A 12,830-nucleotide genomic window follows, 5' to 3' on the forward strand; every position below is an offset into this window, starting at 1 on the left:
GCACGGACATTAAAGCCCACAATCGAATCCACGGGCATGAATTTCATCGTTAACTCTGTTCGCGGCCTTTAGTGAGAAGGCTGAATGCCCGCTTTTCCGCGTGTCTTTCCTGATGCCAGGAACCAATAGCGATTCAAGGCCAACCCTTTGGCATACACCTGAAAGAATTGGCCCATGCCCCCTCTTATGGCTCGTTTGGAAATTCGACATAAGCGATGACTTTACCGAACGGCGCACTTGTCATACCTATCGGCATATTCACTCCTGGGTAGCCTGCTATCGGTGTATTGATGATTGAAACCTGCTCCCCCGGGGCGCGGTTATCCGCAGCGATCAGCAAAAAGTAAGTGCCATCGGCGGGCGCGACGCCGGACCATTCAATTGCCAGCGCATTGGGGCCGACCAAATTATCAGCCACGATATTACCTTGTGCATCGAGCACCACTGCTTTGGGTTTCAGAGCACTTTTCGCAAACCCCATGCACATGTTGTTGCACATTGAGCTGACGTTGATCACGTAGGTCTGGCCCTTGAGCAAACGGAAGTTGAACAGTCGGTAGTTGCCTTGCTGCGTCCCCATGACAATGCGTGGCTCTGCTGGGCTGATCTCCCATCGCACCGGAAACAGGTCACGATTGATCGGCAGAGGAGTGACCGGTGCCTGGTGAATGGCTTCCTGGAATGAATGAGCGATTGGTGTATTGCTGGACTGGACCTGATCGATGTATTGGTTTTGCGAATTGCTTGAGCAGCCAGCCAGGGACAAGACAACAGCAAGTGGTAGTAAGCATTTGAGCATCGGGGGTCGTCCATTGAGTACAGGCGGGAGCCGTTAGTCGAATTTAAAAATGTAAACAGCCATTGTCGGCGGCTCTGGCTGAAGCTTGAATGTAAGTAGGTAAAATCGTTGCCCGTCCGCTAGGGAGAGAATGGAGAAGTCTCTTTTGAGACTCGCCCTCTTTTTCAACATAGGCCCCAACCGTTAAAGTGTGGGGTTCACGGATCGCTTAATGAACATGAACTCGATGAGACCTGTTGAATACGAGCGGAGCAACGATCATGGAATATGACGACAAACTGATTGAAGAAGCCGTGCTTGCCCTGTTGGCAACCTTCAGTTTTGACAACGGCAATGCCTGGAAAGGGTTCGACTTCGAGACCATGAACCGATTGCATGAACAAGGTTTCATCAGTAATCCGGTGAACAAGAACAAATCGATTTGGTTGACGGCCGAAGGGCTGGAGCAAGGTCGGCAGATAGCCGACCGGTTGTTTGAGGTAAGAACTCAAGTGGGGCACGTATCCGACTCGGATACCTGACTTCATGCTGCGGCAACCCTAGGTGCCCCTCGAAAAAAGCGCAAAAAAGGGGACGGATTTATTTCTCTCAAATAAATCCGTCCTCTTTTCGTTCCGTTCGCGGTCTTTTAGAGAGAAGGCTGAACGTCCGCGTTCCCGCGTATCTTGCCTAGTGAAAAGGCACTCACCACCCACTAAGCATCCTGCAATTTCTCACGCAGAAACTCGATAAACCGTTGGGTTTTCGCCGGTAACAGTCGCGTCTCGGTGAGGGCATAAACCGAGACGGGCGAAGCCTGCCACTGCGGCAAGACTCTGCGCAGCGTGCCATCGGCGAGGTCTTGCGCAACGATGCCTTCGGCCAGTAACGCGACTCCCAGATCCAGCGTCGCCAGACGTCGAATCATTCCCACGCTGTTGAGTTCAAATCGACCGCCCACCTCAACCTCCTCCTGCCCTTCACTGCTGGAAAGTATCCAGCGCTCAGCACGGGTTCCGCGCAGACGCAGGCATTGGTGATGAGTCAGGTCCGAGGGCTGGACGGGATCGCCGTACTGTTCGAGATAACGGGGTGAGGCGTAAAGACCGCGGCGCAAACTGGCGAGCTTGCGGGCGATCAGGTTCGAACTCGCGGGTTCACCCATGCGGATGACCACATCAATCGGCTCACTCACCAGGTCGACCTGACGCGGGGTCAGATCGAACTCGAAGCTGATGCCGGGATACAGCCGGGCAAACTCCGCTATCAGCGGTGCCAGGTAGATATTGGCGAAATCCACCGGCAAAGAGGCCCGCAGTACACCGCTGGGGTGGGCCAGCATTTCGCCGAGCTGCTCGTGCGCAAGCCTGGCTTCTTCGACGATGCGTTTGCAGCGTTCGAAGTACAACTGCCCCGCTTCGGTCAGCTCGATCTTGCGCGTGGTGCGATGCAAAAGCCTGAGCCCGATTTCTTTCTCGAGGCCGCTTATCCGGCGCGACAGCGTCGAGTTCGGCATGCCCATCGCCTCGGCCGCGCGGCGGAAACTTCGCGCCTTCACAACCTCGACGAACAGCGCCATGTCGTTGAGAAACTCCAAGGCTATTGCTCCATCAGTGGATCAGTCATTTCAATTTTACCCGGTTTATCCCGGATTCGGATTGATCAATGATAGTCCCATGCCGCCCCCCTACTGCCAGGAGAATCATCATGACGTATGAAAAATTCAGTGCCGACAATGCCGCCCTGCTGTTGATCGATCACCAGGTGGGAACGATGGGCTGGGTGAAATCCATCCCGTTCGAAGAACTGAAACGCAACGCGCTGATGCTCGCCAAAGCGGCCAGCATTCTGAAATTGCCGGTGGTGCTGACTTCCAGCATGGAAGAGTACGCACAGGGGCCTCTGCTGAGTGAACTGGAGCAGATCCTGCCTGCCGAGTTCGCTTCCCGCGTCAAACGCCTGGGCATCGTCAACGCTATGGACGATGAAAACTTCGCCGCCGCCGTCAAAGCCACGGGCCGTAAAAAGCTGATCATTGCCGGAGTCACCAATGACGTCTGCACGGTTTATCCGGCGCTGAGTCTGGTGCGTGAAGGCTATGACGTTCAGGTAGTGGCCGACGGTGGCGGTTCACCGAGTGTGATGGCCGATGACATCGCCCTGCGGCGGATGGATAAAGGCGGCGTGACGCTGACCACCACCAACCAGCTGATTGCAGAACTCGCCGGAAGCTGGGCTACGCCGCAAGGTGGGCAGTTGGTGCAAGTGTTGATGGAAGCACTTCAAGGCTAAAGATTGGGTGCAATACCTGTGGGAGCAGCGCACCGCCGCTCCCACAGGGATGAGTCGCTACATCTCAACCTGCGTACCCAGCTCAATCACACGATTGAGCGGCAAATTGAAGTATTTGAGGTTGCTGTTGGCGTTCTTCAGCAAGAACGCGAACAGGGTCTCGCGCCAACGGGCCATGCCGATACGCTTGGTCGGGACGACCGTCTCGCGGCTGAGGAAATAGGTGGTGCGCATCGGACTGAAATCCAGCTCTTTCAAATGGCACAGACTCAACGCCAGCGGCACATCGGGCTCCTCTATAAAGCCGAAGTGCAGACTGACCCGGAAGAACCCTTCGCCAAAAGACTCGATCTCGAACCGCTGATCCGCAGGCACACGCGGACGGTCTTCAGACACCACGGTGAGCAACACCACCTGCTCGTGCAGCACCTGGTTGTGCAACAGGTTGTGCAACAGCGCATGGGGAACTGCATCGGATCTGGCCGTCAGAAATACCGCGGTACCTTGCACTCGATGGGGTGGTTGCGCGCCGATGCTGCTGATGAACAACGGCAGCGGCAGAGCGGTTTCGTCCAGTCGCTCGACAATGATCTTGCGGCCGCGCTTCCAGGTGGTCATCAAAATGAACAGGGCAATACCGGCGATTACCGGGAACGCACCGCCCTGGAAGATCTTCGATATGTTGGCGGCGAAGTACAGGCTGTCGACCACGAGAAAACCCAACAGCATCGGAATCGCCAGCCAGCGCGGTGTTTTCCACAGCAGCAAGACCACGGCCGAGGACAGGATAGTCGTGATCAACATGGTCCCCGTCACCGCCACGCCATACGCCGCCGCCAGCGCACTGGACGACTCGAAGCCGATGACCAGCAACACGACGCCGACCATCAGCGCCCAGTTCACGAGGCCGATGTAAATCTGCCCCTGCTCCTGACTGGAGGTGTGCTGGATAAACATACGCGGCACGTAACCCAGCTGAATGGCCTGGCGAGTCAGTGAGAACGCCCCGGAAATTACCGCCTGGGACGCGATGATGGTGGCCAGCGTCGACAACGCGACCATCGGCAGCAGCGCCCAGTCGGGTGCCAATAGATAGAATGGGTTGCGTACCGCTTCCGGGCTCCCGAGGATCAACGCACCCTGACCAAAGTAATTGAGCACCAGGCCAGGCAGCACCAGCATGAACCAGGCACGGGCAATCGGTTTGCGACCGAAATGGCCCATGTCGGCATACAGCGCTTCAGCACCGGTCAATGCCAATACCACGGCGCCCAGAATGGCGATGCCAATACCCGGATGAACCACGAAGAATCGCACCGCCCAAACAGGATTGAGCGCTTGCAGCACTTCCGGGCGTTGCAGAATGCCGTATGTACCGAGAATGCCCAACACCACGAACCACAGCACCATGACCGGGCCGAACAGGATGCCGATACGCGCCGTGCCATGTTTCTGGATCAGGAACAGTGCTACCAGAACGATAACGGACAGCGGAACGACCCAATGCCCGATGCCCTCGAACGCAAGTTGCAGACCTTCAACCGCGGAGAGCACCGAAATGGCCGGGGTGATCATGCTGTCCCCGTAAAACAGTGCCGCGCCAAACAGCCCGAGCAGCACCAGGTTCCGGCTCATTTTCGGATACGGCGCCGAGGCCCGGCGTGCCAGTGCCGTCAAGGCCATGATGCCGCCCTCGCCCTGGTTGTTGGCGCGCAGGATAAACAGCACGTACTTGATCGAGACGACCCAGATCAGCGACCAGAAAATCAACGACAGAATGCCCAGTACACCGTCCTGATTGGCCTGGACGCCATAGTGGCCGGCGAACACTTCCTTGAGTGTGTAAAGCGGGCTGGTACCAATGTCCCCATAAACCACGCCGACCGCGGCGACGAGCAAGCCCACTCCTGATGTTTTGGCGTGGGAGTTTTCATGGGCGGGGATCGCTGTTTCGCTCACGGGTAGCTTCTCTGAGATTGAAGGAAATAAATGGCATGCCACCTTCGAGCAAGAGGGTTTGCGGGGCTACCGGGCAAACATTGGAACTCAGCCATGAAACCCCACGGCCTGATAATGAGATTAGTCCATGGGTGTCATGCCGTTCGTTCAGGCGACCTGGAGAGTTTGCAGGCCTGTCGACGATCAAAAAAACGCGGCAAGTATCCTCGCAAGGGAAAACACCTACCGTAAAGAAAGCGTAAAAATGTACGGGCAGCAGCGAGCGAATTTCGATCAAGCTTGTTGTGCGCGACCAAAAATAGTCCTTAATTAGAGGCAAGGTTCTTTCCGGGACCTCGCCACATCGCTATATCCTGTATTTCACCCCGAATCACCTGAATCGAGTGCCAAGGCACCACCAGCATGGAGTTTGCGAATGAGCCAAGGGCCTGTCCATGAGGGCGACACCGCTATTGGACCTACCTGTGCACCCTCAGAAGGTAGCGAGCAAACCTCCCCGTCCCTTCACGACCTGGGGTTGAGCGATGTCCTTGAGGCACTGCCCGAGGCCATCTACACCACCGATGCCAAGGGTCTGATCACCTTTTACAACCGTGCAGCGGTGGCGCTGTGGGGAGTGACCCCGGCGCTTGGGGAGAGCACCTTTTGCGGCTCCTGGAAGCTCTATTGGCCTGACGGCACGCCGCTGCCCCACGATGAATGCCCCATGTCCATGGCATTGAAGGAACAGCGTCCTGTCAGAGGGCTTGAAGCCATCGCCGAACGTCCGGATGGCACACGCGTTCGTTTTCTGGCGTGCCCCTCGCCGATATTCGATGCAGAAGGCGGCCTGATAGGCGCCGTTAACATGCTGATCGATCTGACCGACCAGACCGTCGCCGACGAGGCCGCGCTGATCCATGACGCGCTGGTCGAATCGTCCGCCGACGCGATCATCGCCAAAGACCTGAACGGCACGATTACCAACTGGAACGCTGGCGCCCAGCGACTCTTCGGTTACACGGCCGAGGAAGCGGTCGGCCAACCCATTGACATGCTCATCCCCCTGGATCGGCGGGATGAGGAACCCGGCATTTTGGCGCGCATCCGTCGAGGCGAGCGCATCGAACACTATGAAACCCTCCGGCGGCGCAAAGACGGCAGCCTGGTCGAGATCTCTCTTGCCGTCTCCCCCATCAGAAATCGGCAAGGCCGTATTGTCGGCGCGGCCAAAATCGCTCGCGATATCACCGAGCGACGACAGGCGGAAGAACAAAAGAGCCTGCTCATCAGAGAGATGGATCACCGGGTGAAAAACCTGTTTACCCTGGCGAACAGCGTGGTCTCACTGAGCGCCCGTTCGGCAACGACCCCCGGTGAACTCGCCTCCGCCGTTTGCGCACGGCTGAACGCATTGGCGCGAGCCCATACCCTGACCATACCGCACGGTTTGAGTAACGAGCAGCCAACGACATTGCATGCCCTCATACAAACCATTCTCGCGCCTTATGCCGATAGCGGGGATAACAGCCAGTCACGCGCCGTCGTGACCGGCCCTGACATAACGATTGACGGTGCATCAGTCACCAGCTTCGCTTTGCTGTTGCATGAGTTTGCAACCAACGCCGCGAAATATGGGGCGCTCTCTTTGCCTGAAGGGCTTTTGGATATTGCCTGTAGAGAGAGTGAGGAGGTATTCACCGTGGTCTGGAGCGAAAGGAATGGCCCGCTCATTGACCGGGAGCCCGACAGCACCGGGTTCGGCACCCTTCTCGCCAAAGCGACCGTGCATGGCCAGCTTCACGGCGAAATCCGCCGTGACTGGAAGCGCGAGGGGCTGACCATCACCGTAGCGTTTCCCACCCGTAGCATAAGCGGCCAGTAGAGGGTTGACTCCAGATGGTGCGAAGCGATTCGCACCTACTTTGCCGTCCCGCCACCAGGTTTATAGAACAGAAACTTCCGGGTCTCGCCCGTCTTGATGTACTGCTTCGCCCAGTCGGGTTTCACCGTTCTGTCGTGGAAATACAAGGCACCGTGGGTGCGGTCCGTAAGTTGCTTGTTGAGTGCCTTGCGCGCGATCTCCTTGGCGATGGCATATTCGTCGTCTTCCTTTACCTGATCCGCACGCCCGTCGCACCACCAGGAAAACTGGCAGGCATGCTTTTCGGAACCTTGCTTGACCACGGCGCACACCGTATCCGGAAAACCTTCGTGACCGAGCCGGTTCATGACCACGCTGGCGACGCCTTCCATGTCGGCAGCAGTCACCCCTTTGGCTTCCCAGTAGATACTGCGTGCAAGGCACGTTATGGCATCCTCCAGCGGCGCCGTGCCCGCCGGATCGACCGCCTGCGCTTCGGAGGGGGTGATGACCTCGGATTTGGGCACCGGAGCTTCGCTACCCTTCTCTGCCGCTTTCTGTTCCAGGACCTGCGCCTTTTCTTCGGCCACTTCCTTTTTTTGCTCCTGGTCGGTCGCCCACACCTGGCCGCACAGAAGGATGATTGCGAAGCAGGTGGCTACCCCTTTGAATCGCATGTTCCGACCCTTCTGATTGAAACCTTCGTGAGCAATGAAACGATCGCAGACCTGGGTTGATTGTAGTAGCCGCAATTCAATCCAACAGGCAGGCAATAAACTGCATTTGGGCGCGAAAAGGCATTGCATCGGGAGGGGGGACATCGCGCATCATGGGCACAGATCGTTCAAGGGAGATTTTCATGCGCAGCCTGTCATCCGTTTTGCATCTTGGCGTGTTGTCATTCGGGTTGGTGTTCAGCGTCATCGCGTCGGCGGCCGATGAACAACAGCTGGTGGAGTCGATCAACGTTTACCGCAGCCAGGTACAGCGCTGTGCCGGACAGGCGTCTTCGGAGTTACCACCGCTGGCCAGCGATCCGCGTCTGGTGCTGTCCGCCAACAGCATCGGCGACCTGCAGCAGGCATTGGCCCGCGCGGCATATCCGATGGTTAACGTGCAGGCGATCAGCTTGTCCGGCCCGCGTGATGCGCCCGCCGCGATGAAGGCGATTCAGGAGAGCTTCTGCCGGGTGGTGCTGGACCCGCAATTTGTCGATATCGGCGTCAGCCGGGAGGGCCGTGAATGGCGCATCGTGCTGGCACGCCCCCTGTTGACCGGGCGCTTGGGCGACTGGCAGGCGGAGGGACAGAAACTCCTTGAAGCGATGAACAGCGCCCGCACGCAAGCGCGCCAGTGCGGTGCCCAATCCTTCACCGCCACCACACCGCTGGCCTGGAACGCCACGCTCGGGTCAGCCGCCGAGGGCCACAGCCGGGCCATGGCCAACCATAACTTTTTCGATCACAAGGACCGCGACGGCCGCACGCCGGGTGATCGGGCTGAACTGGCGGGTTACGCCGGCCAACAGGTCGGTGAGAACATCGCCGCCGGGCAGGACACGGTGCGCAAGGTGGTCGATGGCTGGCTGGCCAGCCCGGGGCATTGCGCCAACCTGATGAACCCACAATTTCGCGAACTGGGTGCAGCCTACGCGGTGGACCCGAAGAGTGACGCAGGCATTTACTGGACGGCGATGTTTGGCACGCCGTGAAGAGTCGCCATCGGAAAAAGGAATCGCCATTTTGGCGGTGCATCTACTGCGCTAGCGCCCGACAAGACCATCAGTGAAGTTGCCGTTGCCGCTGTAGCTCGGTCTTCAACCAGAGGCTGGCCGGTTGTATGCCTGCCGGACAGTGCACTTCATAGGCGCGGCCACTCATGCTGCTTTGGGTGGCCGCCAGTTCAATGAAGTCTTCTGCGCTGTTCACCCTCTCCTGCTCTTCAAGGTACTCCAGCTTCTTCTCCAAATGCGCCCGGGCTTGAGGGCCAGCGTATTCGCTGCCGTTGCGCACAAACCGGCATTCACTGTGCTCGACAAAGTCCAGCAAGCTGTTTATTTCTTGAGTGGCTTTAGGTGGGATTTGTGCCTGTGCATTGAACACCACGGCAGTCAGGCCGATACCTGCTGCGATCAGCCATTGAGTGAGAGGCGCAGCAACATACCCAGTCAGCCTTCGCATGGTTATTCCTCAGGAGGAGGTTCAGAGCGGTTATCACCCCACTCTGAAGTCAGGCGATCAAGCGTCAATCGTCGCCCTGGTTATCATCGTTGCCACGGTCGCGGTGCCGACGGCGATCATCACGACGATCGTAATCCCGGTCATACCCTCGATCATCACGGTAATAATAGCCACGATCATGGTCGCGACGGTATTCACGGTGATCCCGATCGTACCTGTCTCCCTCTTCCCAGTAAGGAAAGCAACCTCCCAGCAGGAGAGTACTTGCAATGGCCAGGGTCATTATCGCGGTGCGCTTCATTTTAATGTCCTAAAAGGTCAGAACTACGGGGATGAGGTGACGCTAGCGGCGAATCGATCGCAGTGCGTTCAAACCCATAATTACGACCCTCAAGCCGGTCAATGATTCCGTTATCACCGGGCCTTACAGCGTTCTCTGGCTGTTACCGATGGTTTTGGCTTTTTCGATGGCCCACTCCATCGCCGCTTCCATGTCCAGCAGATGCGGCGAGGGGTGTTTGTCCTCAACGATGGCCGAGCCATCCGGCCAATAGACCCCCATGAACATCTTCAGCGAACCGTCTCTCAATATCTCGGCTTTAACCTCAATCGTGCATCCGTTCGACAGCGTTTCCGAGTGGATCATGTGGCGCTCAGTCATGACTGCATTCCTCCCGTCGTTGCTATCAGCGTAACCCATGCAGCGCCGGGCGCGATGACGCTCAGGCGTCTGCCTGCACCACCTCGATCCCCAGTCTTTGATAATCCTCGAGATTGCCCGAGGCCACGTGGCGCTCGGTGATCAGCGTATGCACACGGGCACAAGGCGCAACCACGAAGGGCTCCACTGCCCCCAGTTTGTCCGCGGTGGTCACGGCAATCACATGGGAGGCGCTGGCGAGCATCGCCTGCTTCACCGGCACTTCATCGAAATGCAGCGAGCTGAGGCCGACTTCCGGATGAATGGCACAGACCCCGGTGAACACCAGGTCGGCCTTGATGCTCTCGATCAACCGCAGGGTTTCATGCCCGCTGGAAGACATCGTCGCAGGGTTGAGCTGACCACCGGCGACGATCACCGTGATGCCTTTGTATTCGGCCAACGTGATCGCGATCATCGGCGACGCGGTGACAGCGGTGATGACAATGTCAGCGGCTAGCGAGCGTGCGATCTGCAGCGTGGTGCTCCCGGAATCGAACATCACGATCTGGCCGTCTTTGACCCGGCGCGCGGCAAGTTGCGCCAACCGGGTTTTCACCTCATCGGTTTCGCTGACCCGGGTGAAGTAATCCTTGCCCGTGTCCTTGGGCCGTGGCAACGCCCCGCCGTGCACCCGCTGCACCAGCCCGGCACTGGCCAGCTCCGACAGGTCCCGGCGAATGGTGTCTTCGGACACGGCGAAATGCTGGCTCAGCTCGGAAGCCATGACCTTGCCATCACGTTCGAGGATCAGCAGGATTTTTTGGCGGCGAAGTTGGGGGAGCTCTGCGGAGGAATGCTCGGCGTGCATGGTTATGCCTGTTTTTGCGTGTTTGTGCGAGATTAGCCAAACACCTCAATGAACACAAGGCGCTCCCACAAGGGATTGTGTTTGATTGATACCCATCACAAGGCACTCACGATGAACTCACGCAACCATTGATGCCCAGGGTCGCGGTGACAGCGCTCGGGCCAGAGCATCGACATCTCGTAACCCGGGACTTCAAGCGGGGGCTCGACCATGGTCAAAGCGTGCGTATCGCGAACCAGGCGAGCTGGCAGCATCGCGACCATGTCGGTGCTCTCCACCACCGACGGGACAAACAGAAAATGGGGGAGCGAAAGCACCACTCGGCGCGTCATGCCCAGATGGGAAAGCGCCTGATCGGTGACACCCTGAAAGCCTCCGCCATCCCGGGATACGATGACGTGGTCGAGTTCGCAGAACTGCGCGAGTGTCGGTCGCTTTCTCAACAGCGGATGGCCGGCACGCCCCACCAACACATAGTGTTCGGTAAACAACGTTCGACGCCGTAAACCGAGGGGAGCATCCTCGGTGGTATGAAACGCCAGGTCGATTGCCCCCTGCTCCGCTTGTTTGGCCAGCTGTGACGGCATCAGGTCAAACACCGCCAAACGCGTGCCGGGTGCCGCCGAACGCAGCCCGGCCAACGCAGGCAAGACGATGGTCGACTCGCCGTAGTCCGACGCCATGACATTCCACGTCTGCCGTGCCTCGGCCGGGTTGAAAGGGCTGGCGGGCGACACCGCGCGCTCCAGGGCTTCCAGGGCCTGGCGCAACGGCTCGCGCAACCCATCCGCCCGAGCCGTGGGCCGCATGCCCCGTGGCCCCGGCAGTAACAGCGGATCGTTGAAAATATCCCTCAATTTAGCGAGATGAACGCTCACCGACGGTTGCGACAAATTCAGACGTTGCGCCGCACGGGTCACGTTGTGTTCCGAGAGCAGGACATCAAGCGTCAGCAGCAGGTTGATGTCCAGACGTCGCAGATTACTCATGACAATACCTGGCATATTGGTTATTCATTTCCAATATACCGGGTAAGGCCTGATTCTGCTGGCTTCTGACAACGGAGACCCAGCCATGAATGTTCTGCTCGTTTACGCCCATCCCGAACCCAAATCGTTAAACGGTTCGCTCAAGGACTTTGCCGTCAAACGCCTGGAAGCTGCCGGCCACCAGGTACAGGTTTCCGATTTGTATGCGATGGACTGGAAAGCCTCGCTGGACGCCGATGACAGTTTCGGCCGGCCTGCCGACGCACGGTTCGATCCGTCGCAAGACTCCAAGCGTGCCTTCAAAGAAGGCCGGCAACGCCAGGACATCGTTCTCGAACAGAAAAAACTGCTCTGGGCCGATACCGTCATCCTGCAGTTTCCGCTGTGGTGGTTCTCGATGCCGGCGATCCTCAAAGGCTGGGTGGAACGCGTCTATGCCTATGGTTTTGCCTATGGCGTAGGGGAACACTCCGATGCGCGTTGGGGCGACCGTTACGGGGAAGGCACGCTGGCGGGCAAACGGGCGATGTTGATCGTCACCACGGGTGGCTGGGAATCTCATTACAGCCCACGGGGCATCAACGGGCCGATCGACGATGTGCTATTCCCGATCCAGCACGGCGTACTGTTCTACCCCGGCTTCGACGTGCTGCCACCGTTCGTGATCTATCGGACCGGCCGAATGGATGAGGTGAGATTTTCAGCAACTTGTGAGGCGCTCGGCCAACGGCTGGATGACCTGTGGGAAACCGCGCCGATTGCTTTCCGGGCGCAAAATTCAGGGGCGTATGACATTCCGCAACTCACGTTACGCGATGAAGTTGCTGCGGATCAGTCGGGCTTTGCGGCTCACGTCAGTCAGGCGACACACTCGTTGTAGCAGCTTGCGAGGCTGCGTTCGCCGTAGCAGCTGTCGAGCTTGCGAGGCTGCGTTCGGCTGCGCAGCAGTCGTCAAACCAGAACTCGCGGTGTGTCAGGCAGACCGCGTCAGCCGGATTCACGACTGCTTCGCAGCCGAACGCAGCCTCGCAAGCTCGGCAGCTGCTACAGCAAACACGAAAAAGCCCGCACAAGGCGGGCTTTGGAAATCGATGTAGGTGGCCAGCGCTGGTCTCTGGCTTACAAGGTTTATCGGGCCTCTCACAGAACAGGATTTTTAGCTTTAGGCTGTTCTGCCTCACACGGCATAAGGGCTGGATCTCAGCGCGGAGATCTTTCTAACCGTGTACCCTTGGGAGCGCGCCCCACGCCTCCTCGCTATCCCTTTGCGCATCAGTC

14 protein-coding genes are annotated in these 12,830 nt (G+C 58.2%); 5 read left to right on the plus strand and 9 right to left on the minus strand.

The window, feature by feature from the left end:
* Window positions 1–184: 184 nt before the first annotated feature.
* Window positions 185–799, minus strand: a complete 615-nt coding sequence (locus tag LOY36_RS16405) for a hypothetical protein (protein ID WP_258668862.1) — start codon at window positions 797–799, stop codon at window positions 185–187.
* A 260-nt stretch (window positions 800–1,059) separates the two neighbouring features.
* On the opposite strand from LOY36_RS16405, the gene LOY36_RS16410 reads away from it, so the two are divergent.
* A complete protein-coding gene (locus LOY36_RS16410) occupies window positions 1,060–1,320 on the plus strand; it encodes a DUF6429 family protein (protein ID WP_258668863.1) in 261 nt (86 codons plus the stop codon).
* A gap of 173 nt (window positions 1,321–1,493) precedes the next feature.
* On the opposite strand, the gene LOY36_RS16415 is transcribed toward LOY36_RS16410, so the two are convergent.
* Window positions 1,494–2,375 carry a LysR family transcriptional regulator gene (locus LOY36_RS16415; RefSeq protein WP_258668864.1) on the minus strand — a complete coding sequence of 294 codons (882 nt, stop codon included), beginning with the start codon at window positions 2,373–2,375 and terminating at the stop codon, window positions 1,494–1,496.
* Window positions 2,376–2,485: 110 nt separating this feature from the next.
* On the opposite strand from LOY36_RS16415, the gene LOY36_RS16420 reads away from it, so the two are divergent.
* Window positions 2,486–3,070, plus strand: coding sequence for an isochorismatase family protein (locus LOY36_RS16420; protein ID WP_007904567.1), 585 nt, complete (start codon window positions 2,486–2,488; stop codon window positions 3,068–3,070).
* 57 nt (window positions 3,071–3,127) lie between these two features.
* On the opposite strand, the gene LOY36_RS16425 is transcribed toward LOY36_RS16420, so the two are convergent.
* Entirely contained in the window at window positions 3,128–5,029 is a 1,902-nt protein-coding gene (locus tag LOY36_RS16425; protein ID WP_258668867.1) for a potassium transporter Kup, read from the minus strand.
* Between the two features lie 517 nt (window positions 5,030–5,546).
* Between LOY36_RS16425 and LOY36_RS16430 the strand changes: the two genes are divergently transcribed.
* Window positions 5,547–6,893, plus strand: a complete 1,347-nt coding sequence (locus tag LOY36_RS16430) for a PAS domain S-box protein (protein WP_258668868.1) — start codon at window positions 5,547–5,549, stop codon at window positions 6,891–6,893.
* Between the two features lie 35 nt (window positions 6,894–6,928).
* Here the strand turns inward: LOY36_RS16430 and LOY36_RS16435 are convergent, their stop codons facing one another.
* Window positions 6,929–7,549 carry a cell wall hydrolase gene (locus LOY36_RS16435; protein WP_138867799.1) on the minus strand — a complete coding sequence of 207 codons (621 nt, stop codon included), beginning with the start codon at window positions 7,547–7,549 and terminating at the stop codon, window positions 6,929–6,931.
* Between the two features lie 182 nt (window positions 7,550–7,731).
* On the opposite strand from LOY36_RS16435, the gene LOY36_RS16440 reads away from it, so the two are divergent.
* On the plus strand, window positions 7,732–8,583 hold the full coding sequence (locus tag LOY36_RS16440) for a CAP domain-containing protein (RefSeq protein WP_258668869.1): 852 nt from the start codon (window positions 7,732–7,734) through the stop codon (window positions 8,581–8,583).
* A gap of 70 nt (window positions 8,584–8,653) precedes the next feature.
* Here LOY36_RS16440 and LOY36_RS16445 read toward each other — a convergent pair whose 3' ends face one another.
* The 5 genes from LOY36_RS16445 to LOY36_RS16465 all read right to left on the minus strand — a co-directional run bounded on the left by LOY36_RS16445 (window position 8,654) and on the right by LOY36_RS16465 (window position 11,552).
* A complete protein-coding gene (locus tag LOY36_RS16445) occupies window positions 8,654–9,052 on the minus strand; it encodes a DUF5329 domain-containing protein (RefSeq protein WP_258668873.1) in 399 nt (132 codons plus the stop codon).
* 64 nt (window positions 9,053–9,116) lie between these two features.
* Window positions 9,117–9,353: a hypothetical protein gene (locus LOY36_RS16450; protein ID WP_081628196.1), complete on the minus strand. Its 237-nt coding sequence runs from the start codon at window positions 9,351–9,353 to the stop codon at window positions 9,117–9,119.
* Window positions 9,354–9,476: 123 nt separating this feature from the next.
* Window positions 9,477–9,713 carry a hypothetical protein gene (locus LOY36_RS16455; RefSeq protein WP_019648658.1) on the minus strand — a complete coding sequence of 79 codons (237 nt, stop codon included), beginning with the start codon at window positions 9,711–9,713 and terminating at the stop codon, window positions 9,477–9,479.
* A gap of 61 nt (window positions 9,714–9,774) precedes the next feature.
* Entirely contained in the window at window positions 9,775–10,563 is a 789-nt protein-coding gene (locus tag LOY36_RS16460; RefSeq protein WP_258668875.1) for a DeoR/GlpR family DNA-binding transcription regulator, read from the minus strand.
* A 95-nt stretch (window positions 10,564–10,658) separates the two neighbouring features.
* Window positions 10,659–11,552, minus strand: a complete 894-nt coding sequence (locus LOY36_RS16465; protein WP_258668878.1) for a LysR family transcriptional regulator — start codon at window positions 11,550–11,552, stop codon at window positions 10,659–10,661.
* A gap of 85 nt (window positions 11,553–11,637) precedes the next feature.
* Between LOY36_RS16465 and LOY36_RS16470 the strand changes: the two genes are divergently transcribed.
* Window positions 11,638–12,432 carry an NAD(P)H-dependent oxidoreductase gene (locus LOY36_RS16470; RefSeq protein ID WP_258668880.1) on the plus strand — a complete coding sequence of 265 codons (795 nt, stop codon included), beginning with the start codon at window positions 11,638–11,640 and terminating at the stop codon, window positions 12,430–12,432.
* Window positions 12,433–12,830: the final 398 nt, after the last annotated feature.

The organism is Pseudomonas sp. B21-019, from assembly GCF_024749225.1.
In the GTDB taxonomy this organism is placed as follows: domain Bacteria; phylum Pseudomonadota; class Gammaproteobacteria; order Pseudomonadales; family Pseudomonadaceae; genus Aquipseudomonas.